24 protein-coding genes are annotated in these 24,432 nt (G+C 65.3%); 17 read left to right on the top strand and 7 right to left on the bottom strand.

What is annotated here, in order from left to right; translation table 11 throughout:
• The first annotated feature begins 38 nt into the window (after window positions 1-38).
• Window positions 39-2,267 (top strand): SulP family inorganic anion transporter, encoded by a 2,229-nt coding sequence (locus M3A49_RS00745; RefSeq protein ID WP_266227089.1) that lies wholly within the window; start codon window positions 39-41, stop codon window positions 2,265-2,267.
• A gap of 20 nt (window positions 2,268-2,287) precedes the next feature.
• Here M3A49_RS00745 and M3A49_RS00740 read toward each other — a convergent pair whose 3' ends face one another.
• From M3A49_RS00740 to M3A49_RS00720, 5 genes are all read right to left on the bottom strand, one after another.
• Window positions 2,288-3,649: an MFS transporter gene (locus M3A49_RS00740; RefSeq protein WP_266227088.1), complete on the bottom strand. Its 1,362-nt coding sequence runs from the start codon at window positions 3,647-3,649 to the stop codon at window positions 2,288-2,290.
• A 244-nt stretch (window positions 3,650-3,893) separates the two neighbouring features.
• Window positions 3,894-4,067, bottom strand: coding sequence for an AMP-binding enzyme (locus M3A49_RS00735; RefSeq protein ID WP_266227087.1), 174 nt, complete (start codon window positions 4,065-4,067; stop codon window positions 3,894-3,896).
• Window positions 4,061-4,675 (bottom strand): AMP-binding protein, encoded by a 615-nt coding sequence (locus tag M3A49_RS00730; RefSeq protein ID WP_266227086.1) that lies wholly within the window; start codon window positions 4,673-4,675, stop codon window positions 4,061-4,063. Before M3A49_RS00730 ends, M3A49_RS00735 begins: the two co-directional genes overlap by 7 nt.
• 142 nt (window positions 4,676-4,817) lie before the next feature.
• On the bottom strand, window positions 4,818-5,360 hold the full coding sequence (locus tag M3A49_RS00725; RefSeq protein ID WP_266227085.1) for a hypothetical protein: 543 nt from the start codon (window positions 5,358-5,360) through the stop codon (window positions 4,818-4,820).
• A gap of 75 nt (window positions 5,361-5,435) precedes the next feature.
• On the bottom strand, window positions 5,436-6,251 hold the full coding sequence (locus M3A49_RS00720) for a LytTR family DNA-binding domain-containing protein (protein WP_254355384.1): 816 nt from the start codon (window positions 6,249-6,251) through the stop codon (window positions 5,436-5,438).
• Between the two features lie 204 nt (window positions 6,252-6,455).
• Here M3A49_RS00720 and M3A49_RS00715 point away from each other — a divergent pair, with 204 nt between their 5' ends.
• The 9 genes from M3A49_RS00715 to M3A49_RS00675 all read left to right on the top strand — a co-directional run bounded on the left by M3A49_RS00715 (window position 6,456) and on the right by M3A49_RS00675 (window position 15,929).
• Complete coding sequence (locus M3A49_RS00715; protein ID WP_266227084.1) at window positions 6,456-7,334, top strand: FAD binding domain-containing protein; 879 nt, start codon at window positions 6,456-6,458, stop codon at window positions 7,332-7,334.
• 17 nt (window positions 7,335-7,351) lie between these two features.
• Window positions 7,352-7,882: a (2Fe-2S)-binding protein gene (locus M3A49_RS00710; RefSeq protein ID WP_266227083.1), complete on the top strand. Its 531-nt coding sequence runs from the start codon at window positions 7,352-7,354 to the stop codon at window positions 7,880-7,882.
• 17 nt (window positions 7,883-7,899) lie between these two features.
• Window positions 7,900-10,314 carry an aerobic carbon-monoxide dehydrogenase large subunit gene (locus M3A49_RS00705; RefSeq protein ID WP_254355381.1) on the top strand — a complete coding sequence of 805 codons (2,415 nt, stop codon included), beginning with the start codon at window positions 7,900-7,902 and terminating at the stop codon, window positions 10,312-10,314.
• A gap of 30 nt (window positions 10,315-10,344) precedes the next feature.
• Complete coding sequence (locus M3A49_RS00700) at window positions 10,345-10,980, top strand: SRPBCC family protein (RefSeq protein ID WP_266227082.1); 636 nt, start codon at window positions 10,345-10,347, stop codon at window positions 10,978-10,980.
• A gap of 8 nt (window positions 10,981-10,988) precedes the next feature.
• Complete coding sequence (locus M3A49_RS00695) at window positions 10,989-11,885, top strand: AAA family ATPase (RefSeq protein ID WP_266227081.1); 897 nt, start codon at window positions 10,989-10,991, stop codon at window positions 11,883-11,885.
• The gene (locus M3A49_RS00690) at window positions 11,879-13,081 is read left to right on the top strand and encodes a vWA domain-containing protein (RefSeq protein WP_266227080.1); all 1,203 of its coding nucleotides are present in this window, start codon (window positions 11,879-11,881) and stop codon (window positions 13,079-13,081) included. The genes M3A49_RS00695 and M3A49_RS00690 overlap by 7 nt, the downstream gene beginning before the upstream one ends.
• On the top strand, window positions 13,078-14,166 hold the full coding sequence (locus M3A49_RS00685; RefSeq protein ID WP_266227079.1) for an XdhC family protein: 1,089 nt from the start codon (window positions 13,078-13,080) through the stop codon (window positions 14,164-14,166). Before M3A49_RS00690 ends, M3A49_RS00685 begins: the two co-directional genes overlap by 4 nt.
• A complete protein-coding gene (locus M3A49_RS00680; RefSeq protein WP_266227078.1) occupies window positions 14,163-14,792 on the top strand; it encodes a nucleotidyltransferase family protein in 630 nt (209 codons plus the stop codon). The genes M3A49_RS00685 and M3A49_RS00680 overlap by 4 nt, the downstream gene beginning before the upstream one ends.
• A 105-nt stretch (window positions 14,793-14,897) precedes the next feature.
• The gene (locus M3A49_RS00675) at window positions 14,898-15,929 is read left to right on the top strand and encodes an alpha/beta fold hydrolase (RefSeq protein WP_266227077.1); all 1,032 of its coding nucleotides are present in this window, start codon (window positions 14,898-14,900) and stop codon (window positions 15,927-15,929) included.
• A gap of 24 nt (window positions 15,930-15,953) precedes the next feature.
• Here M3A49_RS00675 and M3A49_RS00670 read toward each other — a convergent pair whose 3' ends face one another.
• On the bottom strand, window positions 15,954-16,142 hold the full coding sequence (locus M3A49_RS00670; RefSeq protein WP_028203473.1) for a hypothetical protein: 189 nt from the start codon (window positions 16,140-16,142) through the stop codon (window positions 15,954-15,956).
• A gap of 303 nt (window positions 16,143-16,445) precedes the next feature.
• On the opposite strand from M3A49_RS00670, the gene M3A49_RS00665 reads away from it, so the two are divergent.
• From M3A49_RS00665 to M3A49_RS42475, 3 genes are all read left to right on the top strand, one after another.
• Window positions 16,446-16,679: a hypothetical protein gene (locus M3A49_RS00665; RefSeq protein WP_266227076.1), complete on the top strand. Its 234-nt coding sequence runs from the start codon at window positions 16,446-16,448 to the stop codon at window positions 16,677-16,679.
• 212 nt (window positions 16,680-16,891) lie between these two features.
• Window positions 16,892-17,503: a glycine zipper 2TM domain-containing protein gene (locus tag M3A49_RS00660; RefSeq protein ID WP_375541754.1), complete on the top strand. Its 612-nt coding sequence runs from the start codon at window positions 16,892-16,894 to the stop codon at window positions 17,501-17,503.
• 277 nt (window positions 17,504-17,780) lie between these two features.
• A complete protein-coding gene (locus tag M3A49_RS42475; protein ID WP_323182911.1) occupies window positions 17,781-19,331 on the top strand; it encodes a methyl-accepting chemotaxis protein in 1,551 nt (516 codons plus the stop codon).
• Window positions 19,332-19,394: 63 nt separating this feature from the next.
• Here the strand turns inward: M3A49_RS42475 and M3A49_RS00645 are convergent, their stop codons facing one another.
• Window positions 19,395-20,180, bottom strand: a complete 786-nt coding sequence (locus M3A49_RS00645; RefSeq protein ID WP_266227075.1) for a GntR family transcriptional regulator — start codon at window positions 20,178-20,180, stop codon at window positions 19,395-19,397.
• Window positions 20,181-20,347: 167 nt separating this feature from the next.
• On the opposite strand from M3A49_RS00645, the gene M3A49_RS00640 reads away from it, so the two are divergent.
• From M3A49_RS00640 to M3A49_RS00625, 4 genes are all read left to right on the top strand, one after another.
• Entirely contained in the window at window positions 20,348-20,698 is a 351-nt protein-coding gene (locus M3A49_RS00640) for a UxaA family hydrolase (RefSeq protein WP_281282595.1), read from the top strand.
• 50 nt (window positions 20,699-20,748) lie between these two features.
• Window positions 20,749-21,924 carry a UxaA family hydrolase gene (locus tag M3A49_RS00635; protein ID WP_028203478.1) on the top strand — a complete coding sequence of 392 codons (1,176 nt, stop codon included), beginning with the start codon at window positions 20,749-20,751 and terminating at the stop codon, window positions 21,922-21,924.
• 196 nt (window positions 21,925-22,120) lie between these two features.
• Complete coding sequence (gene dctA / locus M3A49_RS00630; RefSeq protein ID WP_416338893.1) at window positions 22,121-23,461, top strand: C4-dicarboxylate transporter DctA; 1,341 nt, start codon at window positions 22,121-22,123, stop codon at window positions 23,459-23,461.
• Window positions 23,458-24,432: a hydroxyacid dehydrogenase gene (locus tag M3A49_RS00625; protein ID WP_266227074.1), complete on the top strand. Its 975-nt coding sequence runs from the start codon at window positions 23,458-23,460 to the stop codon at window positions 24,430-24,432. The genes dctA and M3A49_RS00625 overlap by 4 nt, the downstream gene beginning before the upstream one ends.

Genomic DNA, 24,432 nt, shown 5'->3' with positions numbered 1-24,432 from the left:
CTCCCCATCGCGCCTCGCGCATTCCACCGGGAATTCACGTGAAGCCGGGCAAGACCGTTACCGTCGCCGACGTCCCGCCGCGCTCGCGCGTCGCGGCGCTGCCCGGCGATCTGGCGGCCGGCGCAGTGTCGGCGCTCGTCATGCTGTGCTACGCGATGAGCCTCGGCACGATGATCTTCAGCGCCGATCTGGCCCGTTACGCCATGCTCGGCGTGCCCACGGCCCTCGTCAGCTGTATCGTCACGGCGCTCGTGATTGCCTTGACGAGTTCGATGCGCCTGAACATCGGCGGCCCGGACAGCAATGCGGCGGCGTTTCTCGCGGGTGTGGCGGCAGGCGTCGCGAGCAGCGTGCGTGCGGACGGCGGTTCCCCGCAGACGCTCCTGCTCACCGTACTGATCGCCATCGCGCTTTGTTCGATCGTGACCGGCATCGTGCTCTACGCGATCGGTTCCTCGAAGCGCAGCCGCTCGCTGCAGTTCCTGCCTTACCCGGTCCTCGGCGGTTTCCTCGCCGGCACGGGCTATCTGCTCCTCGCCGGCGCGTTTCGCGTCATGACGGGCGAGTCACTGCAATGGCGCACGCTCGCGGTGTTGACGCATCTTCACTGGCTCGCGTGGCTGCCTGCGCTCGTGGTAGGCGTGCTGGCCACGATCCTGATGCGCAGCTGGAAGCATGTTGCAGCGCTGCCGCTCACGCTGGTCTTCGGCATCGTTCTTTTCTACGTTCTGCTGCGCGCCGCGGGCCTGTCGATCGACGAAGCGCGCGCCATGGGGCTGCTGCTGCCGCGCGCGGCGCTGCGGCTCACCGGGCTACCGGGGTTGCACTTGAGCGCGCAGCTCGGGCAGGGTGGCATCGACTGGACGGCGATCGCCGCACACCTGCCGGAGAGTCTCGTGGTCACGTCGGTTTCGGCAGTCACGATCCTGATGAATTCGACGGCAATCGGCGCGGCGACGGGCGAGGAAGTCGATCTCAACCGCGAGATGCGGGCCGCGGGGCTCGCCAATCTCGCGAGCGGGCTGTTGGGCGGAATGGTCGGCTATCAGTCGTTCAATCGCTCGATGCTCAACGCGCGCGTAGGCGCGACGAGCCGGATGGCGGGCGTGTTCGCCTCGCTCGCGTGCCTTGTCGTGCTGGCGGCGTCGCCCGGTTTCGTCGCGCTCTTTCCCGTGCCGGTGCTCGTCGGCCTCCAGCTTTTCATGGGGCTGCGCCTCATCATGCAGTGGGTTGTCGGCGCCTGGGCGAAGCTCGCCTGGTACGAGTACCTGCTCGTGCCCGTCATTCTCGGCACGATCGCCGCTTGGGGCGTGCTCATCGGCGTGGGCGCAGGCGTGATTGCGGCGTGCGTGATGTTCACGCTGCTCTACGGCCGCGTGAGCTGCATACGCATGGAGTTCGACCTTCGCACCCGGACTTCGAATGTCGAGCGCAATATCGAGGAGACCGAAGCGTTGCGCGGGCTCGGCGCACAGGTGTGCGGCATGTGCCTGCAAGGGTTTCTCTTTTTCGGCACGGCCAATTCGATCCTCCAGCGCATACGAGTGCGCCTCGCCGCGCGCGATCCGGTGCGGGTTCGATTTGTCGTACTCGATTTCGCGTCGACCCAGGGCATGGACGCTTCGGTATCGATCAGCTTCGTCAAGCTGCGGCAGCTCTGCGCGGCGATGGACGCGGACCTGATCCTGACCGCGCTGCCGCCGCGCTCGCGCGATCTGCTGACGAAAACCGGCACGCTCAACCTGCGGATTCGCGAATTCGACACGCTCGATGCGGGCCTGGAGTGGGTGGAGGACCAAGTGCTCGCGTCGACCGCGCTCGCACCGAAGCCAGGTGACGACCTTCACGCGCTGCTCGCGCCGCATTTCACGGCCAGCGCGCTGAACACGCTCTCCACGCGGCTCGAAGTGCAGGATCTGCAGGCGGGCCAGGCGCTGTTTCATCGCGGGGACCCGGGCGACGCGCTGTACCTCATCGAGCGCGGGCGGGTTGCCGTTTCGCTGCCGCTCGGAAACGGGCGGTCGGTGCGGGTGCGCGTTTGCCTGCCGGGCACGGTCATCGGGGAAATGGCCGTATACACGCAGCAGCCGCGCAGCGCGGACGTGTTCGCCGAGGCGCCGACGCGGGTGCGCAGGCTGTCGCTGGCCGCGCTCGTTGCGCTCGAGCAGGACGACCCCGCAGCCGCCCAGCAGTTTCATCGCTTCCTGGTGAAGGTCATTGCGTCGCGCCTCGCCTTGGCCACCGAGGCCCTGCGCGCGGCCTACTGAGCGGTGGACGGGGGTTCGTGTCAGACTGAATTGTGCGGCGCGTCTTGCAGACCTCTTGCCGCAACGCGCTCCGTCACACCTTCATGCGGGTGATCGTCGAGCGATATCCGCGACGTTTCCGGCAAGGACATCCCGCCAACCAGTGCCAGCAGCGAGACGGCGATCAGGTAGAAAGCGGGCGAGATGTTGTTGCCCGTCGACTCGATCAGCCACGTGGCGACCAACGGCGCCGTGCCGCCGAAGATCGTATAGGCGAGGTTGTAGGTGATCGCTGAAGCCGTATAGCGCGTCCGGGTCGGAAAGATTTCGGACAGCAGTGCCGCGGTGACCACACCCGACAAGACCGCGCCGAGCGCAAGCAAGCATGCACCGGCGATCGCCGATCGAAAATCCCCTGATCCTCCCAGCGCGAAAGAGGGGTACACCGCGGCGATCAGGATGGCGCATGCCGTGAAGACGGTTTTTCGTCTTCCGACTGCGTCCGAGTAGAGGCCGGCGAGCGGGCAGATGGCCGCGGCGAATACGAGTGCGATGACCGTCACCAATAAGGCGCTGGCCCGGCTCAGATGACCGACGACCTGCAGATACGTGGCGAAGTAGGTCGTGAAGGTATAGAAGGAGAGCGCAGTCACGGACACGAAGGCACCCAGGCGCACGATCACGCTTGCCTGGGTCTTGAGCGTTTCGCGCAGTGGGGCGTGCGCCAGGTCGTGATCGTGTTCGACCGCGGCAAACGATGGCGTCTCGCCGAGGCGCGTGCGCAGATACAGACCGACCAGGCCAATAGGCGCTGCGGCGATGAAGGGGATTCTCCAGCCCCAACTGCTCATCGCCTCTGGCGACAGCATGGCGTCCAGTCCGGATGCCACCACGGCGGCGCTCGCGAACGACAGGAACGTGGAGACCGGCAGAAAGCTTCCGTATCGCGCGCGCTGGTGCTTCGGCGCGTGCTCCATCAGATACGCGCAGGCGCCGGCGTATTCTCCGCCGGCGGAAAAGCCTTGCACGCAGCGGACGATCGCGAGCAGCAAGGGGGCGAGCATGCCGACCGATGCGTAGGTCGGCAGGAAGCCGATGACCGTTGTGGCACCTGCCATGATCAAGATGGTCAGGGCGAGCGTTTTCTTGCGGCCCACCCGGTCTCCCACCACGCCGAAGAAGACGCCGCCGAGCGGCCTGAATGCAAAGGCGACGGCGAACACCGCGAAGGTCTTCATCAACGCGATCGCCGGATCGCCATTCGGAAAGAACTGGCGAGTCAGCAGTGTTGCCAGAAATCCGTACACGGCGAAATCGAACCATTCGACAAAATTGCCTACCGCAGCGGCAACGATCACCTTGCGAAGCGTCTTGGGGTCCACTTTGGGCTGATACGCTTTCATTCTCTGGCCGTCCCTTGTGCGTTGAATAAGGCGTGCGTGTCACCCTGAATGGCGAAAGCCATCAGAGGCGAGCGGTTTTACGCTGAAGTCGCACGGTGATGATTTGCACAGTTAACGCGACCAGAAATGTCGTTCCTAGAACGAAGCCGACATGATGACGCGCTGGAAGCGACATCAGAATGTGCTGTCGCGGGATGGCAAAACGACGTCGCGTTTCGAATGTTTTTTTCGACGGCGGATAACGTCAGATTTGATTCACTAGCCGGTCTCGCAATTGTCGCCGCAGCACTTTTCCAACCGGCGTTTTCGGCAGATCGTTCACGAAGACCACTTGCTTGGGCACTTTGTAGGCGGTGAGGCTCGTGCGCGCAAATTCGATGACTTCCGACTCGGCCAGCCCCGCCTCCTTTTTCACCACGAAGGTCTCGTGAACTCCGCGGCCGGGCGCGTGGTCATGGCGGTCCTGAAGGTGATCGCACCGGCAATCGTCCAGTCCGGCACGAGCTTTTTCTTCTTTCGAACGACGTAGTCGACAAGGATGGATTTCGGGAAGCTCTGCATCTCCGCCACGCGCGCGACGATCACGTGCTTGATGTCGACATGGGCGAGCGCCTGCTGGAGCGTGGCCGCGGAAACTTCCATGACTACGATCGCCCGCGCACCGGCATCCTTGATCAGATTCGCCAGTTCCGGCGCGGTGTAGAGCGGGTTGACGTTGACCACGGTGAGCCCGGCCCGGAGTGCGGCGAACATCGCGATGGGCTGTTGCAGGGAGTTTGGCAACATCAGCGCGATGCGGTCGCCGGGTGTCAGCTGAAGGTCTTTCTGGAAATAGGCGGCGAGGCGCGCGGAGTACTCGTTCAGCTCGCGATAGGTGAGATTCACGCCGAACTGATGAAAGGCGATCCGGTCGCCGAAGCGCGCGACGGCCTGTTCCAGCATAACGGCCATCGAGGGGTAGTCTTCGAGGTCGATGTCCGCCGCCACGCCAGCGGGATATTGCGAAAGCCAGGGCAAGTTTGACATTTCGTGCTCCGCTGCGGGACTGCTTCGGCGTTCGCTGCTTCTAATTTTGGAGTCCTGGCGTATTCTCGCTGCGGCTTGCCAAGTGTGCTGTAGCGCACGTACGCGCACGATCGGATGCGCGTTCCCGCGCGAAGCACGACGGCTATTCGACGGGAGCCGGCTGAACGTTGATTTCCAGAGGTTCGCCGGGCATTTGCGACGCGGGCGCGACGTCTTCTTCCGGCGTCGGCTGGGCGGTCTGAACGGCGGGCGGTGGGATGCTCTTGCCCACGACGGGCGCCTCGGCGACGGGCGCGGGCGCTCTGGGCTGCGCGCTATGGGCGCTGGTCATGCCCGTGCCGACGTTCGAGCCCGTGCTGTTCGCGCTTTTGAGGAGACCGTGCGAATCGAACAGGAACACGGCTGCGGACGAGTGGGTGTCGGCACCGGCGACCAGCGAACCGATGAACGGGATATAGCTTTCCGGATGCGGACGCGACGTCACGTAGGTGTAGACGAGCAGCGTCGAGCCGTCGTCCAGCGCGGTTTCGACCGACGCCGGCCCGAGCGCGACGATCACGTCCTGCAGCGTCGTGACGCCGTGCCTGAAGTTTGCCATCTGTTCGGGCCTGACCTCGACGCCGGCCGTTACGCAGCCGGCGAGTAGTGCGCCGCACAGCAGCCCGGTGACCACTTCGCGCTTCATGTTGTCTCGCCCCCTGACAGGAATTCTAGGACGAAGGAGACTGGCCGGCAGAAGTAAAGCGATCGGCGCCAGCCTTCAGACCACGCCGAGCCACTCTTTCAGTTGTACGGCGCGTGAGCGGCTCACCGGCACGACGCTGCGTTCGCCGTCGTCCATCACGAGGTTCACGCTGTCGTCGGCTTTGACGAGTTCGACCGCGTACGGCAGGTTGACGATGTGGCTGCGATGCACGCGCAGAAACGTATTGCTGTCGAGCCGCAACTCGAGGTCCGCGAGCGACAGGTTGGAGAGGTAGCGGTCGTCCTTCGTGACGATCGTCGTGTAGTGGCCGTCGCCCTGAAAACGCACGACGTCCTTCAGGTCGATCAGGATCACGCGGTTCTTGCGGTACACCGGAATCTTGAAGAGCCGCCGCGGCGGCGTGGGCGCGCCGGCGAGCGACTCCGCCGTGGGCTCAGCCGACGGCTCCGTCGTGAGGTCGGTGAGGTCGTAAAAAATCATGCAAGTGCCGCAGGCGCCGTTCATGTCCGACATGCGGGACACCTTGAGCATGAGAATGCGGTCGGGAATGTTGATCATCATCGCGACCGGCGGGGGCGACTTCACGGGGCAGCCGCCAACGTCGCGCGACTGCAGCAGGAAGCGCAGCTTGTCGCGGCTCTTTGCCGGGTGCAGCTGCACGACATCGATGCCGAACAGCTTGTCCTGGGCTACGCCCAGCGACTGCTCGCCCGCCGGTCCGAGAATCTGCAGCGCGACGTCGTTGAACGCGCTGACGCGCCCCTGTGCGTCGAGCCACACCACGCCGGGATTGAACTGCTCGAGGCGGTGCTGAAAGGTCTCGGCGCGGCGCGCGTCGGTGGTCGGCATGGCGTGCTCGAACGGTTTCATCCAGGGTTCTCCCCGATGCTGCCGCGGCGTTGTGCGCGGCGTCTGCGGCGGCGGGACGCTGCCTCCGTTTTATGTCCTTTCCCCTTTTCACGCAAGTTTTCCGGCACCCGGCGCAACCACGCCGCCGTTCGAGAAAACCCGTTGAATTGCTGCGTTGCATTGTGAAATCCTGAACTTCAGCGCAATGACAACAAGGTGATCAGTGTGATTCCCCGCCCATTCGAATACCACGCTCCACAAGCCTTGTCCGAGGCGTTCGCGCTGCTCGGCACACACGGCGAAACGGCGAAGCTGCTCGCGGGCGGCCATAGCCTGCTGCCGATGATGAAACTGCGCTTCGCGCAGCCCGATCATCTGATCGATCTCGGCCGGCTGGCCGAACTCAAGGGCATCCGCGAGGAAAACGGCACACTATGGATCGGCGCGATGACGACCGAGAACGAGCTGATCTGGTCCACGCTGCTGCAAGCGCGCTGTCCGCTCATCGTCGAGGGCGCGCGGCAGATCGCCGACCCGCAGGTTCGCTATCGCGGCACGCTGGGCGGCGATCTTTCGCACGGCGATCCCGGCAATGACCATCCCGCGCTGATGATCGCGCTCGATGCGTCGTTCGTGCTGCAAGGCGCGGCGGGCGAGCGCGTGGTGCCCGCGGACGATTTTTTCGTCGGCACCTATGCGACGCTGCTCGAGCCCGGCGAGATCATGACCGCCATCCGCATTCCCGTGCCGCAGCCCGGCACCGGCTATTGCTACGCGAAGCTCAAGCGCAGGACCGGCGACTTCGCGACCGCGGCGGCGGCCGTCACGTTGCGCCTCGGCGGCGGTAACGTCGAGCACGCGCGCATTGCTCTGACGAATGTCGGCGACACGGTGATTCGCGCGGTGGACGCCGAGCAGGCCCTCGTCGGCAAGCCGTTCGACGCACGCGCGCTCGACGAAGCGGCGCGGCTCGCGATGGCGGCGTGCAATCCGGTGGAGGATCTGCGCGGCGACGCCGACTACAAGCGCGCGATGACGGGAGAGATGACCCGCAGGGCGCTCAATACCGCCTACGAGCGGGCCGCGAACGCAGCACGCCCCTGACTCACGGAGAACGCGAAATGGCCAGCAAAACCATGGTGTCGTTCAGCCTCAACGGCAGCGAGGTCGACGTCGTCGTCGAGCCGCGCGAACTGCTGATTCACACGCTGCGTGAAAAGTGCCAGCACACGGGACCGCATATCGGTTGCGAGACGTCGCATTGCGGCGCCTGCACCGTCGATTTCAACGGCATGTCCGTGAAGTCGTGCACGCTGCTCACCGTGCAGGCGCAAGGCGCTGAAGTCCGCACGGTCGAAGGCCTCGCCGAAGGCGGCGCGCTGCATGCGCTGCAGGAGGGCTTCATGCAGGAGCACGGGCTGCAATGCGGATTCTGCACGCCGGGCATGCTGATGCGTGCGTACCGCTTGCTCCAGGAGAATCCCGATCCCACGGAAGTGGAAATCCGCTACTGGATGGCGGGGAACCTGTGCCGATGCACGGGCTATCAGAACATCGTGAAGGCCGTGCAATACGCGGCGCGCAAGCTGCGCGGCGAAGCGGTCGAAACCTCGCATCCGCTCATCGAAGCGGGCGCGGCACACGCGCACTGAGCGCCGGGAGACACGCCATGAACAATCCCGACGCCAATCTCGAACGTCTCGCCGCGCTCGAAGGCATGGGCTGCTCGCGCAAGCGCCGCGAGGACCCGCGCTTCATCCAGGGCAAGGGCAGCTACGTGGACGACATCAAGATGCCGGGCATGCTGTTCGGCGTGATGGTGCGCAGTCCCTACGCCCATGCGCGCGTGAAGCGCATCGACAAGTCGCGCGCGCTCGCGCATCCCGGCGTGCACGCCGTGCTCACGGCGGATGACCTCAAACCCCTCAAACTGCACTGGATGCCGACGCTCGCAGGCGACGTGCAGGCGGTGCTCGCCGACGAAAAAGTCTGCTTCCAGAACCAGGAAGTCGCCTTCGTGGTGGCCGACGACCGCTACGTCGCCGCCGATGCGGCCGAGCTCGTCGAAGTCGAGTACGAGGAACTGCCCGCGCTCGTCGATCCGATGAAGGCGCTGGAACCCGACGCGCCCGTGATTCGCGAGGACATCCGCGACAAGGACAGCGGCGCGCACGGTGCCCGAAGGCATCCTAATCATATTTTCACGTGGACGATGGGCGACCGCGACAAGACGGACCGCATGTTCGAGAACGCGGAAGTCACGGTCAAGCAGGATATCGTGTATCCGCGCGTGCATCCGTGTCCGCTCGAAACCTGCGGCTGCGTCGCGTCGTTCGACAAGGTGCGCGGCGATCTCACGGTCTACATCACGTCGCAGGCGCCTCACGTCGTGCGCACCGTGGTCGGGCTGCTGTCGTCGATTCCGGAGTCGAATATCCGCATCATTTCGCCCGACATCGGCGGCGGCTTCGGCAACAAGGTCGGCGTGTATCCGGGCTACGTGACGTCGATCGTGGCGTCCATTGTGCTCGGGCGTCCGGTCAAGTGGATCGAGTCGCGCAACGAGAACCTCTCCAGCACCGCGTTCGCACGGGACTATCACATGACGGGCGAGCTGGCCGCCGACAAGGACGGCCGCATCAAGGCGCTGCGCGTGAATGTGGTGGCCGACCACGGCGCGTTCGACGCGTGCGCCGATCCGACCAAATGGCCTGCCGGCATGTTCCATGTGTGCACGGGCTCGTATGCGATCCCCAATGCGTTCGTGAGCGTCGACGGCGTGTACACGAACAAGTTTCCGGGCGGCGTCGCCTACCGCTGCTCGTTCCGCGTGACCGAGGCCGTCTACCTGATCGAGCGGATGGTGGATGTGCTCGCGCAGAAGCTCGGCATCGACAAGGCGGAGATCCGCTTGCGCAACTTCATCGGCCGCGACCAGTTCCCGTACACGACGCCGCTTGGCCTCGAATACGATTCGGGCGACTACGAAACGGCGCTGAAAAAGGTGCTGGCCGCCGTCGATTACAACGCGCTGCGCAAGGAGCAGGCGCAGCGCCGCGCCGACCCCGATGCGGAGTGGCTCATGGGCATCGGCGTCGTAAATTTCACCGAGATCGTCGGCGCCGGGCCGTCGAAAATGTGCGACATCCTCGGCGTGGGCATGTTCGATTCATGCGAGATCCGCGTGCATCCGGACGGCTCGGCCATCGCACGCATGGGCACGATCACGCAGGGCCAGGGGCACCAGACCACCTACGCGCAGATCATTGCATCGGAAGCCGGCATTCCGGCCTCGAAAATCACGGTGGAAGAGGGCGATACCGCCACGGCGCCATATGGCCTCGGCACCTATGGCTCGCGTTCGACGCCCGTTGCGGGCGCCGCGGTGGCGCGCGCCTCGCGCAAGATTCGCGAGAAGGCGCGCCGGATCGCCGCTCATCTGCTTGAAGCGAGCCCGGACGACGTCGAGTTCGATCTGGATCGCTTCGTGCTGAAGGGCTCGCCCGATCAGTTCAAGACCGTGAAGGAGGTGGCGTGGGCCGCCTATCACAATGTTCCCGAAGGGCTGGAGATGGGCCTTGAGGCCGTCGACTATTACGATCCGCCCAACTTCACGTTCCCGTTCGGCGCCTACGTCTGTGTGCTCGACATCAACCGCTATACCGGCGAGATCCGCGTGCGCCGCTTTTACGCGCTGGACGACTGCGGCACACGGATCAACCCGATGATCATCGAGGGGCAGATTCATGGCGGCCTGACCGAAGGCTTTGCCGTCGCGCTCGGACAGGAACTGCCGTATGACGAAGCGGGCAATCTGCTCGGCGCGACGCTGCTCGACTACTTCGTGCCGACAGCCGTGGAAACGCCGCATTGGGAAACGGACTTCACGGTGACGCCTTCGCCGCATCACCCGATCGGCGCCAAGGGCGTGGCCGAATCGCCGCACGTGGGCTCGATTCCGTGCTTCACGTCGGCCGTGGTCGATGCCTTCGCGCATCTCGGCGTTACGCACATGAATATGCCGCACAACGCGTATCGCGTGTGGCAGCAGTGCCGCGAGCTTGGCTTGACGCGGCCCGTCTGAGTCGAAGCGAGAACGAATGAGGAGTCCGGAATGAAAGTCGTACTCGACAAGGCATTTCCGCTCGACGCGAGCGCGGAGCGCGCCTGGGCGCTGATGCAGGACATCGAGGCGGTGGCCGGCTGCATGCCGGGCGCGAAGATTACCGAGCGCATCGACGATACGCACTACAAAGGAACCATCACGGTGCGGCTCGGGCCGGCGACGATGGCGTTCAAGGGCGACATCGAAGTGCTCGCGCTCGACGCCGCAGCGCGCAGCCTGCATCTGCTCGGCAAGGGCACGGATTCGACCGGCAGCTCGGCGGCGACGATGGACCTCACGGCCAGCGTGCAGCCCACGGACGAGACCTGCACGCTGGCCGGCAAGAGCGAGGTGACGATGAGCGGCAAGGCCGCCGCGCTGGGTGGGCGGCTCATGGGGCCGGTGTCGGAGCAGCTGCTCAAGCAGTTCGTCGCGAACTTCTCGGCGCGTCTGAGTGCCATGGCGCCGCCGCAAACCGCCCCCGGCGCTGCCGGAAGTGCGGCCGACGAGCCGGAATCGCCGCTGGTTTCCCGGGCGGCTGGGTCGCCTGCGCAAGCCACCGAGCTGAATGGCATTGCGTTTGTCTGGGCCATCATTCGCGACTGGCTGCGCGGGCGCTTCACGCACAAGGCGCAAGGCCGCTGAGGGCCGTCATGACGTCGACCGACCGCATGCCGGATGTCCTCGCGCTGCAGGCGAAGCTGGCGGCCCACCGCTTCATCGTGGAGCGCAGCTTCGCGGCGGCACTGCTGCTCACGATGGAAATGCGCCGTCCGCTGCTGCTGGAGGGCGAGGCGGGCGTAGGCAAGACCGAGGTCGCGAAGGCGCTCTCGCGACTGCTCGACGCGCCGCTGATCCGCCTGCAATGCTATGAAGGGCTCGACGCGCACGCCGCGCTCTACGAGTGGAACTACGTCCACCAGTTGCTCGCGATCAAGCTCTTCGAGCAGGACACGCGGCCGCTGCGCGACAAGGAGCAGGACATCTTCTCCGAGCGCTATCTGCTCAAGCGCCCGCTGCTCGAAGCCATTACGACCACGCCCGCGCCCGTGCTGCTGATCGACGAAATCGACCGTACCGACGAGGCGTTCGAGGCCTACCTGCTCGAGCTGCTGTCGGATTTCCAGCTTTCGATTCCCGAGCTTGGCGTGATCCGCGCGACCGAGCGGCCTTATGTGATCCTGACCTCGAACGGCACGCGCGAGATCTCCGACGCGCTGCGCCGCCGCTGCCTCTACCAGTACGTCGACTACCCGTCGTTTCAGCGCGAACTCATGATCGTGCGGACCCAGGTGCCCGAGGTGCCGGAGGCGCTCGCGGCCCAGATCGTCGAATTCGTGCATGCGGTGCGCGAGATCGCGCTGCGCCGCAAGCCCGGCCTCGCGGAAACGCTCGACTGGGTGGCCGCGCTGCTGCGCCTCGGCGTGAGCGCGCTCGACGAAAACGGCGTGGACCGCGTGATGGATTCGCTCGCCGCGCTCGTGAAAACGCGCGAGGATCAGGCCAGCCTCACGCGGCCCGTGGTCGAAAAACTGGTGGCGGCATGCTGACCGGCATCGACAGCACGCTGCCCGGCGCAGCGCGGCACGATCTTGCCGATCGCCTCGTCGCGCGCTATGCGGGATTCGCGGGCTGGCTGCGCGCGAACGCGTTCGGCGTGACGAACGCGGACGTTGCTGCAATGCTCGAGGTGGTGCAACGCATGGGCCAGACAGAGCGCGACGTGCTGCGCTGGAGCCTGCGTGCGCTGCTGTGTGCGCGCGCGCAGGAGTGGCTGCGCTTCGACGAATTGTTCGACGCGTACTTCCTCGCGCCGAACCGGCGCAAGCTCGCCGAAACCCGCGCCGGCGGCGCCGGGCCGCTTGCGCGCGACGACACGGCCTGCGGGCCGCCCGATGCGAGCGAGGGTACGCCGGTTTCGCTCGCGGGACGCGGCAACGGCGCGGCGCAGGAAGGCGCCGCCGCGAACGAAGGCGCCACGCCGAGAGAGTCGCTGGCCCACGCGGATTTGCGCCACCTGAACGATCGCGACGAACTCTTCGCCATCGACGCCGCGATCCGCCGTTTCGCCCTGCGCCTGCGCGGCATCCAGATGCGCCGCGAGCAGCGCGCGAGTCTCGGGCGCACGCTCGATCTGCAATGGACCCTGCGGCGCAGCGTCTCGCGCGGCGGGCTGCCGGTCGAGCTCGGCTGGCGGCGCAAGCGCCGGCAACGCCCGCGCGTCGTCATGCTGCTCGACGTGAGCCGCTCGATGAGCCTCTACAGCTTCTTTTTCCTGCGGCTCGCGCGCGTGCTGAGCGGGCGTTTGCCCGACGTCCACAGCTTCATCTTCCATACGCGGCTCATCTGCGTCGACGAAGCATTGCGCGACCCCGATCCGCGCCGCGCCCAGGAGCGCCTGCACCTCATCTCGGAGGGCTGGGCCGGCGGGACGCGGATCGGCGAGAGTCTCGCCGGCTTCAATGCGCACTACGCACCGCGCCTGCTGCATGCGCGTACCGCGGTCGTGATCGTCAGCGACGGCTACGACGCCGGCGACGTGGCGCAGCTCGGCGAGTCGCTCGGCGCGATCCGGCGGCGCTGCCATTCGCTCGTCTGGATCAATCCGCTCGCCGATCGTCCCGGATTCGCACCGGTCAGCGCGGGCATGCAGGCCGCGCTGCCGCATCTCGACCTGTTCGCCGGGGCCCGCGACCTCGCGGGTCTCGAACGGATCTTTCCTCAAATTCTCGAGGCGCTGCAATGAATGTCCATGCCGAATCGAGCGAAACCCTCCCGGACGCCGCGGATCTGCTGCAGCTCGAGCAGCGGCTGATCGATGCGGGCGCACCGTTCGCCGTCGTCACCGTGATCCGTGCCGCGCCGCCAACCTCGACACACGTCGGCGCCCAGGCGCTGGTGGAGGCCGACGGCGCGCTGCATGGCTGGGTCGGCGGAGGCTGTTCACGGACGATCGTCATCGAGGCCGCGCGAGAGTCGATCCGCACGGGGCAGCCACGGCGCGTGCGGATCAGCAACGAGCCGGTGGCAGCCGAGGCCGAAGTCGAGGCGCACGCCATGCCGTGCGCGAGCAACGGCGCACTGGAGCTTTTCATCCAGCCCACCGTGCCCGCGCCGCTCGTGGCCGTGCTCGGCGCCACGCCCGCGGCGCAGGAAGCGTGTGTGCTCGCACGGCGCGTCGGGTTTCGCGCGAGCCTGGCGGCCGACGTGGCGCGCGCCGGGCAGCCGGGCGTTGACGCCGCCGCGCTGGATCGCGCCGGCACATCATTTGTGCTGATCGCGACGCAAGGTGAGCGCGATGAGGATGCGCTTGAAGCCGCGTTGCGCAGCGCCGCCGTGGCGGTGCTCCTGATCGCGAGTCACAGAAAGGCCGAGCGGTTGCGCGCAGCCATGCGCCTGCGCGGCATCGACGAGGCCCGGCTCGCGGCGCTGCACGCACCGGCGGGGCCGGCGATCCATGCGCACACGCCGCAGGAGATTGCACTGGGCGCCGTGGCGGGACTCGTCGCCGTGCGGCACGAGACGCAGGAGGTGGCCGAGGCCGCGGCGCCGCGCGCCACGATCGCCACGGAAGCCGTACCGCCCTTGCCGCCGTGCGAGGCGCTCGGCGTGCCCGTGGCAGAGGCGGAGGCGGGGTGCTACGTGAACCCCGTGTGCGGGATGAGCGTCGAGATCGCGAAGGCGAAACACGTTGTCGACTATCGCGGGCGCAAGGTGTACTTCTGCTGCGACGGCTGCAAGTCCGAGTTCGAGCGCGCCCCCGAGCGCTATCTGGACGTCGCCTCTGGCGCTGCCGGTCGCCCGGACGATCCTCCCACGGTGGCGCGATGAGCGGCGCGGCGTTTTCGGCGGTCGTGCTCGCGGCGGGCCTGTCCGCGCGCATGGAGGGGCGTCACAAGCTGTTGCTGCCGGTGGGCGGCGAGCCTGCCGTGCGGCGCGTCGTGCGCGCGATCGCTGCGGCACGACCCGAGGAGGTCGTCGTCGTGACCGGGTTCAACGCCCGGGCCGTCTTCGAAGCGCTCGACGGCCTCGACGTGCGCTTCGAGAGCAACCCGCGCTACCGGGAAGGACAGATGACGTCGGTCGCGAGCGGCGTTGCCGCGCTGCAGGCGGCGTGCGACGCGGTGATGATCTGCCTCGCCGACCAGGTGCTCCTTGAAACGGCCGACTATCGTGAGCTGATCGAGGCCTACGCGTCGATGCCGTACGGTTCGATCCTGGTGCCGATGTTCGACGGCGCACGCGGCAATCCTGTCGTGTTTGCGTCGAGCTATTGTCCCGAGGTCGTGGGCGGCCGCGTGAATCCGGGCTGCCGTAAGCTGATCGCCGAACACAGCGGCGAGGTGTTTCTCCACGAGGCGGCGCACGATCGCTTTTGCGTCGACATGGATACCCCCGCCGATTACCTGAGCGTCCTTGCGCGGGTGGAGAGCCGCACGGCACGCGTCGATCCTTGATACCCCGGCTCACGCTCGAAACGACTGGTGTGGTTGAAGCATTGTGGCGCTGCATTCACAATGGTCGCCAGGCGTTTTCCCACCGCGTGAGACGAGGTCGACTCCATGATGAACGGGCTGCAAGAGAAGTTCGCGTACGTCAACGGCATCCGCATGCACTACGTCGAAAAAGGCACGGGCCCGCTCGTGCTGCTCTGCCACGGCTGGCCGGAGTCCTGGTACGTGTGGCGCTGGCAGATCGATGCGCTGGCGGCCGCGGGCTATCGCGCGGTTGCGCCGGACCAGCGCGGATACGGGTTCAGCGACGCCCCGGAAACCATCGAGGCTTACGATATTCTGAACCTGGTCGGCGACCTGGTCGGCCTCGTCAAGGCTCTCGGCGAAGAGCGCGCGGTTCTGATCGGGCATGACTGGGGGGCTGCCGTCGCCGCTTACACTGCGCTGCTGCGCCCCGACCTGTTTCCCGTTCTCGGCCTGCTGAGCGTGCCTTACATGCCGCGACGTCCCGTGCGTCCATCGGTGCGCTTCGCGCAGATCACGCAGGAGTGTCATTTCTATCAGGACTATTTTCAGTTGCCGGGACGCGTCGAGCGCGAACTGGAAGAAGATGTCCGCCGTTCGATGCTCGGCATTCTGTACACGGCGTCGGGAGACCCGGTGGTAAACGGGCAGCCGGCCAATTTCGCGACCTTTCCGAAGTCGACTCGATTCGTGGACAACCTCACGTTGCCCGACCAGCTTCCGCCGTGGTTGACCGAGACGGATCTGCAATATTTCGTCGCTCAGTTCGAGCGGAGCGGGTTTCGTGGGCCAATCAACTGGTATCGGAATATCGATCGAAACTGGGCGCTGACCAGCTTCCTCGACGGCGCCCGGATCATGCAGCCCACGCTCTTTCTCGCGGGAGAGCTAGACGGCGTCGTGAAGATGGCCGCGAAGGATTACGACGCGCTGGAGATCAACGTTCCCAATCTCTGGAAGAAGCACCTGATTGCGAAGGCGGGTCACTGGGTGCAGCAAGAGCGTCCGGACGAGGTGAACGAGTTCATCCTGAGCTTCCTCGCCGGAACGGTTCACGCGCTGGCCTGCGGTGCAGCCGAAAGCCAGCCGAAAGCACCGGCTGGCAAGTTCCAGTAAGTCGAGGCGGAGCAGCCTTGCGCGTCAGTGTGTGGCAACGCTGACGGCGACGATTTCGTATCCGGGGTCGGCGTGCTCGGACGCCGCCTTTTCGGCTTCCTCGTATGAGACGAAGGACTTGGCCCCGCCAATCTCCGGCGCCATGCCAATATCGCCGTCCTCTGCGCAGCAGAGGTACTGCTCACCAGTCTTCACCACGTAGACAGTCGTCATGATTCCCTCCATGGTTCGCGGGGGAACTTCCAGTCTAGCAGGTCGAAACCGCGCCCGACGGCGGGCCGATTGCCTTTACGCTATCAGCTGGAACCTTCGATTCTATTCGCTTCACGATGGACGGCAACCCCTCCGTTGTTTCGAACCCAACACCGGCCTTCGTCGCCGGCAGATTTGTTCCGGATGTGCAACGATAGGCGTGCAACTCGCAGCTGTCTGAAGAGTTGGACAACCCAACGGGGAGGGTAGATGAGAGAACACGCCGAGACGCTATTCGTCGCTTCCGAAGACATTGCAACCGCGTTGAACCTGCTGGAGAGCATCGAGGTCGAGGTCGGATTCGACAGCGAGGATCCCGAGAGCATCGAGCAGGCGATTCTCGCCGTCGAGGAGGCGATCGATACTCGCCTGAAGGGCCATCGCGGCGACGCACGTGTCGAATCAGCGATCCTTCGCGTCAAGTTCGATTTCCGGTGCGCAATACTCGATCAGGCCGCATCCGATGATGAGGCCGGCAGCGTCCAAACCCTGCATTGAAAATATCGGGGAATCCGGCGCCTGCTTGATTCCAGCGGGTGATTGGCGCCGCGCTCGGCGCGCCGCCAATCACCCGGCAACGGACTTTACATGTTGTTACCCTCGCGCAGCGGACGTCCGGGCGGGCTTTGCTTATACTGCCGCGCAATTGCCACTCCTCCTCATGCTTGTCGTGCCCGCAGCGGCGGCAATGCGAATCCACCGTGACGTTCATGCTCTCTACCAAGTCCGCCCTCACCGCCGCGCTTGTCGCGGCAGCCAGTCTGTCGTTGTCCGCATGCGTTGCCCCGGGCTACTCGCCGTACGGCGCGCAGCAAGGCTACCAGGGCCAATATGCGGCGCCTGCGTACAGCCAGCCTGCTTACGCACAACCGGGCACCGTGCAGCAACCCGCCTACGCGCCGCCGCCCGCGCCGCAACAGCCGTATGACACGCAAAGCAACGGTCAGTACGGTGCGCAGTACAACTCGCAATACGGCAACCAATATGGCACGCAGTACGGCACGATCTCGAGCATCCGGCCGTTGAGTAACGCCACGGGGGCTTCGGGCATCGCCGGAACCGTGGTCGGCGCGCTGGTTGGCGGCGTGCTCGGCAATCAGGTGGGCGGTGGCCACGGCCGCGACGCCGCGACCGTCATCGGCGCGCTCGGCGGCGCTTATGCAGGCAACCAGATCGGCCAGCAGATGGGCCAGCCCGCAGGATTCCAGATCGACGTACAGCTGAGCGACGGCTCGACCCGCGCGTTCAACGTGCCGACGCCCGGCGACCTGCGCCCGGGCGACCGCGTGCAGGTCAACGGCAGCCAGCTGGCGCGCTACTAATTCCGGTCGATGTTGCATACCTGAAGGTGTCCTGACTATCTCGCTGGCGTCGAGCAGGAAAGTTGGCGAGCGCCATACCGTGGCTTGTCCGAGGAGCGATGTTACGCAAGCTGACAGAAAGCTTTCTTGAGCAGGTGCCAGTTTTCACTTCTGTCAGGTCCGCAAAAGATCCTCAAGTGTTGTGAGCTCCATGCCGATATGCCGGTCGTAGTCGCAGCGGTATCACCCACCGCGCGACTACCCGCAGTCACAAAAAAGCTCACATTTGGGGACAGAATTGGGCAAATTCCGGATCAGTACTATCCTGACCGCAGTGCTGACGCTGCTGGTCGTCTTGATTGGCGTCAGCAACCTCATGGCCCTCAAGGGGGTGCGTGAAACTGCGGCCTCTGTCGAGGCGATGAGCCAGGCGACCGTCGAGGTGACCGACGTGACCGAGGCGTTTGCCGCCACGCAACGCGCTCGCGTGTCGATCTCGGCCGCACAGAGCGCGGCCCAGATCGGTCAAACCGCGGTGGCAAAGAACTTGACGGAGACCGTCGACGCCCGGCTAGCGCAGGGCCAGGCGCGCATCGAGGCGTTCGCGAAGATTCCGCGCTCCGATCCGGACGACCGGGAACTCGCCCGCCGTATCGTCGAGACCTACAACGCGCTGAACGATTGCGTGCGCAACGAACAGAAGGCGCTCGCGGCCAACGACATGGCCACCTTCAATCACATCAGCGCGATCGAAAGCATCGCGGCATCGCGCGCGTTCAACGACGAGATGGACAAGTTCGTCAAACGCGCCACCAAACGCGGCCACGCGGCAAAAGAGGCCGCGAATGACACGACGTCGTTCCTCCAGATCATGATTGCGGCCTGCCTCGTTATCACCGTGGTGGTCGCGGTGGCCGCGCGCCGGGCGCTGTCCCGCGTCGTTCAGAAACCGCTGCAGGCCCTGGGCGAGCATCTGGACCGCGTCGCCCAGGGCGACCTGACCGCGCGCATCGGCGAACACGGCCACAACGAAATCGGCATGCTTGCCTCGGCTGCGAAGCGCATGCAGGAAAGCCTCGTTGGCGTGATCGGCACCGTGCTGGCGTCGACCGTGTCGGTCAGCACGGCTTCGAAGCAGATCGCGGCGGGCAATCTCGACCTGTCGTCGCGCACGGAGCAGCAGGCCGCGTCGCTGCAGGAGACGGCCGCGTCCATGGAAGAACTCACGTCGACGGTGCAGCAGAGCGCCTCGAACGCGCAGCATGCGAACGATCTCGCGGCGTCGGCGTCGGAAGCGGCGGGTAGGGGCGGCGCGGTGGTCTCCGAGGTGGTGGACACGATGAAATCCATCAACGAGTCGTCGCGCAAGATCGTCGACATCATCGGCGTGATCGACGGTATCGCCTTCCAGACCAATATTCTTGCGCTCAACGCCGCCGTCGAGGCGGCGCGCGCCGGCGAGCAGGGACGCGGCTTCGCTGTGGTGGCCTCCGAGGTTCGCAGTCTCGCGCAGCGCTCGGCGGCTGCCGCAAAGGAAATCAAGGCGCTGATCGACGACTCGGTCTCTAGAGTCGACACAGGCAGCGCACTGGTGGCGCGCGCCGGTTCGACGATGTCGGAAATCGTCGAGAGCGTGGGGCGCGTGACCGGCATCATGGCCGAGATTTCAGCGGCCACCCATGAGCAGACGGAGGGTATCGAACAGGTCAACCGCGCGATCACCCAGATCGACGAAGCGACGCAACAGAACGCGGCGCTCGTCGAGCAGGCGTCGGCGGCGGCGCAATCCATGCAGGATCAGGCGCGGCTGCTCGAAAGGACGGTGAGCGTGTTTCACCTCGCCGCCTGAGCGATGACACCGCTGCGCTCGCTCAGCGGGCGAGCGCAGCGGGAGTGCGAATAAACCAGGGTTCTAGAGCGGTTCTTCGTGTGAAGCGGAAGGACCGACGTATTCGTAACGCGCGGTGTTCACGTGCGAGATGCGAAGCTCGACAGGCTCCTGGTGATACGAGTACGCAATGCGCCGCACTTCGAGCAACGGCGTACCGGGCGCCACCTCGAGGAGTTCACTCTCGAACTCGTTGGCGGTCGCGACGCGCAACCGCTCTTCGGTCCCGACCACGTTGATGTGGAACGCGTCCTGGTAGAAGTTGTAAAGCGTGCTGGGCCGCTCGCGCAACGCGGCTTCGGTCAGCCCCGCGAAACGCTCCTCGGCCACGGTGATGCTGTCGATCATGACCGTCTCGCCATGCAGCGCCAGGCGGTTCACGAACGAGAAGACCCGCGCGTTCGGTACGATGCCGAGAATCGCGGCGACTTCGCGCGTCGCCTTGGCCTTCGTGAACGACACGAGGCTCACCGTGGGATAGCTCTTCTCGCCGTCCTGGCGCACGACCCGGAAAAACCGGAAGAAATAGCGATCGCGCTGGTGTTGCGCGACGAACGTGCCGAGTCCCTGATGACGCACGAGAATGTTGTCCGCCACGAGTTCGTCGATCGCCTTGCGCAGCGTCCCGATCGACACGCCAAAGCGCTCGGACAGGCGCTTCTCCGAAGGTATCGCCTCGCCGCCTTTCCATTCCTTCGCCGACAGCGCGGCGAGGATCCCGTTTTTCACTTCCTTGTATCGCGTTCCCCCGATGACGGGCGTGCTTGCCGCGCCCGCCGCGTGGGCTGCGCCGTTCTTCAGCGTGTTCATGGCGGTGTTCCCCCTTCCTTGTACGTTCCGGACTTTGACGCGATTTTACTTCATCTGGCTTATCCAACACATATAGATGATATGGTTGACATGGATGAATGAGCTGTCTATGATGCGCAGCATGGCCACGCGCCAGACCCCCCGTGAACAAAACTGGAGACACTCAGATGAGCCAGGCAGCTCAAGCAGCACAGCAGGCTGATTCAACGGCGGCCCATGCCGATCCGGCGCGCAGGACGATTCACATCGTGCTGCACGAGGCGAAGGACACGGTCGGTGTCGCGGTCGTCGAGGGCATCAAGGCGGGCACGCAGCTGAACGCGTGGATCATGGACGAGGACGAAATCGTCACGGTCCCGGCGAAGCAGGACATTCCGATCGGTCACAAGGTGGCGCTCAAGGACATGGCCGTGGGCGACACCGTCTACAAGTACGGCGTCGATATCGGCAAGGTCGTGGCGCCCATCAAGGCGGGTGAGCACGCTCACGTTCACAACATCAAGACGAAGCGCTGGTAAGGCGCAGGCGAGCCAGCCAGTCGAACCCCTCCCATTCAGAGAGAGACACCATGAGCGTGATTGACCAGAACACCATTTTCCGCGGCTATCGCCGCTCGAACGGCCGCGTCGGCGTGCGCAACCACGTCATCATCCTGCCCGTCGACGACCTGTCGAACGCCGCCGCGCAAGCGGTCGAGCACAACATCAAGGGCACCATGGCGCTGCCGCATCCGTACGGCCGCCTCCAGTTCGGCGCAGACCTCGACCTGCATTTCCGTACGCTGATCGGCGCGGGCTGCAACCCGAACGTCGCCGGCGTGATCGTCATCGGGATCGAGGAAGGCTGGACCAAGCGCGTGGTGGACGGCATCGCGAAGTCGGGCAAGCCGGTGATGGGCTTCGGCATCGAACTGCACGGCGACCATGACACGATCATGCGCGCCTCGAAGGCCGCCAAGGAAATGGTGCAGTGGGCGACGACGCTCGAGCGCGAGGAATGCCCGATTTCCGATCTGTGGGTGTCGACCAAGTGCGGCGAGTCGGATACGACATCGGGCTGCGGCGCGAACCCGACGGTCGGCAATGCGTTCGACAAGCTCTACGGACTCGGCACGACGCTCGTGTTCGGCGAGACCTCGGAGCTGACGGGCGGCGAGCAGATCGTTGCGGCGCGCTGCGCGAACGATCAGGTGCGCGAGCGCTTCCAGTTCATGTTCGACCGCTATCAGGACATGATCAACCGCTGGAAGACCGACGATCTCTCCGAGTCGCAGCCGACGAAGGGCAACATCGCAGGCGGCCTGACCACGATCGAGGAAAAGGCGCTCGGCAATATCCAGAAGATCGGCAAGAAGTGCCGCGTGGACGGCGTGCTCGACAAGGCCGAGGAGCCGACGCATGCGGGCCTGTGGTTCATGGACTCGTCGTCGGCGGCGGCGGAGATGGTGACGCTGTGCGCGGCCTCGGGTTTCGCCGTGCACTTCTTCCCGACAGGGCAGGGCAACGTGATCGGCAATCCGATCGTGCCGGTCATCAAGATCTGCGCGAATCCGCGCACGGTGCGCACGATGAGCGAGCACGTCGACGTCGATGTGTCGGGCTTGCTGCAGCGCGAGCAGAACCTCGATCAGGCCGGCGACAAGCTGCTCGAATCGATGCTCGCAACGGCGAACGGCCGCTGGACCGCGGCGGAAACGCTGGGCCATCGCGAGTTCGTGCTCACGCGTCTGTTCGAAAGCGCCTGATCCGCGCAGGCAACACCCCGCAAGCCCGCCTGAGCGGCGGGCATTGCGAACGCAGTTTCCCCGCAGTTCCATCACAGTTGCGCGCACCGCGGCGCAAAGCGCCGTGCAGACACGGCCACAAAACCGGACCACGGAAGTCCGCCCACGGTGCGCGAAGCTGTATCACCAGGCAGCAGCGAGTGGAGGAGACACCACCTTGCGCGTGCTCAGACATCTCTATGCCCAGGTCCTGATCGGACTTGCGGCCGGTATTCTCGTCGGCTATTTCTGGCCGCACTTCGGCGTTGAAATGAAACCATTGGGCGACACGTTCATTCGCCTGATCAAGATGCTCATTACGCTGGTGATTTTCTGCACCGTGTCGCTCGGTATTGCACGGATGGAAAACCTCAAGCATGTCGGGCGAGTGGGCGTCAAGACGATCGTCTATTTCGAAGCCGTGACGACGCTCGCGCTGGTCATCGGTCTGGTGGTGGCGAACGTGCTGCATCCGGGCGAAGGCCTCAATATCGATCCGGCTACGCTCGACACGCAGGCCGTGAGCCACTACGTGAGCGAAGCGCATGCCGCGGCGTCACAAAGCATCCTCGAAGAGATCGTGCCGAACTCGGTAGTCGGTGCGTTCGCGCACGGCAACCTGTTGCAGGTGCTGCTGTTCTCGGTGCTGTTCGGCGTGGCATTGTCGATCATGTCGCGCAACAGCCGGTTCCTGTCGCGCGTGATCGAGCAGAGCGGCGAGGCGCTCATGCGTATCGTCGAGATGATCATGCGGCTCGCGCCGCTCGGTGCGTTCGGCGCCATGGCGTTCACGGTGGGCAAGTATGGCATCGGTACGTTGCAGCAGCTCGGTCTGCTGATCGTCTGTTTCTATCTCACCAGTATCCTGTTCATCGTCCTGGTGCTCGGCACGATCTGCCGTTGGGCCGGCGTCGGTTTGTGGCCGCTGCTCAACTATCTGCGCGAGGAACTGCTGATCGTGCTCGGCACCTCGACCACGGAATCGGTGCTGCCGCGCCTGATGGACAAACTCGAGCGCCTCGGCTGCCCGAAGCCCATCGTCGGTCTCGTGCTGCCGACAGGCTACTCGTTCAATCTCGACGGCGCGGCCATCTATCTCACGATGACGTCGCTTTTCATCGCCCAGGCCACCAACACGCATCTGTCACTGCTGCAGCAGCTCGGCCTGCTCGCCATCCTGCTGCTGACGTCCAAGGGCGGCGCGGGCGTTGCGGGCGCGGCGCTGGTGGCGCTCACGGCCACGCTCTCCACCCACAACATCATTCCGGTTGCCGGCATCACGCTGATCATCGGCATCGACCGCGTGCTCAACGAAATTCGCGCGATCGTCAACATGATCGGCAACGCGGTGGCGACGATCGTGGTCGCGCGCTGGGAGGGTGTGTTCGACGCCGAGGCGGCGCGCAAGGTGCTGGCCGCGCCGCGCGCCGCTCAAGGCGTGAGTGATGCGGAGTCCGAAACGGCCGGCAGCGTCAACGAAAGCAAGCCACGCGCTTACGCACAGGAACGCCCAAATTGAAGAGCGATCGCAAGAAAATCGTCATCAGCGAGTTCATGGATGCGTCGGCGGTGGATTCGCTGCGGCGTCATTTCGACGTGTACGCACACGCGTCGCTCGTCGACGAACCCGAGCGGCTGCGCAGTCTGCTGGCGGACGCCGACGCGCTGATCGTGCGCAACCGCACACAGGTCACCGCCGCGCTGCTGGACGACGCGCCGCGCATGTCGGTGGTCGGGCGGCTCGGCGTCGGGCTGGACAATATCGCGCTCGGCGTATGCAGGGAACGCGGCGTGCAGGTGTTTCCGGCAACGGGCGCCAACGCGGCAGCCGTGGCCGAGTATGTGATCGCCACGTCGCTGATGCTGCTGCGCGGCGCGTACCTGTCGAGCGCGGCTGTTGCACAGGGGCAGTGGCCGCGCACCGCGCTCTCGAACGGGCGCGAAGCGGCTGGCGGCACGATGGCCGTGATCGGTTTTGGCGGCATCGGGCGGCTCGTCGCGCAGCTGGCGCGAGGTATCGGCATGCAGGTAGTGGGCTTTGATCCGCAGATTCCGGCGGATGCGGCCTGCTGGCAGGAGACGGGCACCCGGGGCATGTCGTTCGACGACGCGCTGCGCGCTGCCGACGTCGTGACTGTTCACGTGCCGCTCGTCGAGAGCACGCACAATCTGCTCGGCCCGGCGCAACTGCAGATGCTCGAACCGCATGCAGTCCTGATCAATACGTCGCGAGGCGGCGTGATCGACGAAAGCGCGCTGGCCGAAGCGCTGACGCAAGGCCGCCTGGGCGGCGCCGCGCTCGATGTGTTCGCTGACGAACCGCTCAAGGCGGGTTCGCCGCTTGCGGACGTGCCCAATCTGATCCTCACGCCGCATATTGCGGGCTTGACCGTGCAGTCGAACGAGCGCGTCAGCACGCTGGTCGCGTCGCGCGTGATGGATGCGTTGCTCGCGGGCGAGCATGACTCAACGAAAACGAAGGAACTCTGA

Origin of the sequence: Paraburkholderia sp. CNPSo 3076 (genome assembly GCF_026343935.1) — a bacterium.
Classification (GTDB): Bacteria; Pseudomonadota; Gammaproteobacteria; order Burkholderiales; family Burkholderiaceae; genus Paraburkholderia; species Paraburkholderia nodosa.
This window is presented reverse-complemented; position numbering and strand designations above follow the sequence as displayed.

Excerpts from the sequence above, each read along its gene's own strand:
- M3A49_RS00685 (WP_266227079.1), top strand. The coding sequence starts at position 13,078 with ATGAATGTCCATGCCGAATCGAGCGAAACCCTCCCGGACGCCGCGGAT.
- M3A49_RS00660 (WP_375541754.1), top strand. The coding sequence starts at position 16,892 with ATGCTCTCTACCAAGTCCGCCCTCACCGCCGCGCTTGTCGCGGCAGCC.
- M3A49_RS00720 (WP_254355384.1), bottom strand. The coding sequence starts at position 6,251 with ATGAAACCGTTCGAGCACGCCATGCCGACCACCGACGCGCGCCGCGCC.
- M3A49_RS00635 (WP_028203478.1), top strand. The coding sequence starts at position 20,749 with ATGAGCGTGATTGACCAGAACACCATTTTCCGCGGCTATCGCCGCTCG.
- M3A49_RS00640 (WP_281282595.1), top strand. The coding sequence starts at position 20,348 with ATGAGCCAGGCAGCTCAAGCAGCACAGCAGGCTGATTCAACGGCGGCC.
- M3A49_RS00645 (WP_266227075.1), bottom strand. The coding sequence starts at position 20,180 with ATGAACACGCTGAAGAACGGCGCAGCCCACGCGGCGGGCGCGGCAAGC.
- M3A49_RS00740 (WP_266227088.1), bottom strand. The coding sequence starts at position 3,649 with ATGAAAGCGTATCAGCCCAAAGTGGACCCCAAGACGCTTCGCAAGGTG.
- M3A49_RS00700 (WP_266227082.1), top strand. The coding sequence starts at position 10,345 with ATGAAAGTCGTACTCGACAAGGCATTTCCGCTCGACGCGAGCGCGGAG.
- M3A49_RS00730 (WP_266227086.1), bottom strand. The coding sequence starts at position 4,675 with ATGTCAAACTTGCCCTGGCTTTCGCAATATCCCGCTGGCGTGGCGGCG.
- M3A49_RS00690 (WP_266227080.1), top strand. The coding sequence starts at position 11,879 with ATGCTGACCGGCATCGACAGCACGCTGCCCGGCGCAGCGCGGCACGAT.
- M3A49_RS00710 (WP_266227083.1), top strand. The coding sequence starts at position 7,352 with ATGGCCAGCAAAACCATGGTGTCGTTCAGCCTCAACGGCAGCGAGGTC.
- M3A49_RS00670 (WP_028203473.1), bottom strand. The coding sequence starts at position 16,142 with ATGACGACTGTCTACGTGGTGAAGACTGGTGAGCAGTACCTCTGCTGC.
- M3A49_RS00725 (WP_266227085.1), bottom strand. The coding sequence starts at position 5,360 with ATGAAGCGCGAAGTGGTCACCGGGCTGCTGTGCGGCGCACTACTCGCC.
- M3A49_RS00680 (WP_266227078.1), top strand. The coding sequence starts at position 14,163 with ATGAGCGGCGCGGCGTTTTCGGCGGTCGTGCTCGCGGCGGGCCTGTCC.
- M3A49_RS00675 (WP_266227077.1), top strand. The coding sequence starts at position 14,898 with ATGATGAACGGGCTGCAAGAGAAGTTCGCGTACGTCAACGGCATCCGC.
- M3A49_RS00695 (WP_266227081.1), top strand. The coding sequence starts at position 10,989 with ATGACGTCGACCGACCGCATGCCGGATGTCCTCGCGCTGCAGGCGAAG.
- M3A49_RS00705 (WP_254355381.1), top strand. The coding sequence starts at position 7,900 with ATGAACAATCCCGACGCCAATCTCGAACGTCTCGCCGCGCTCGAAGGC.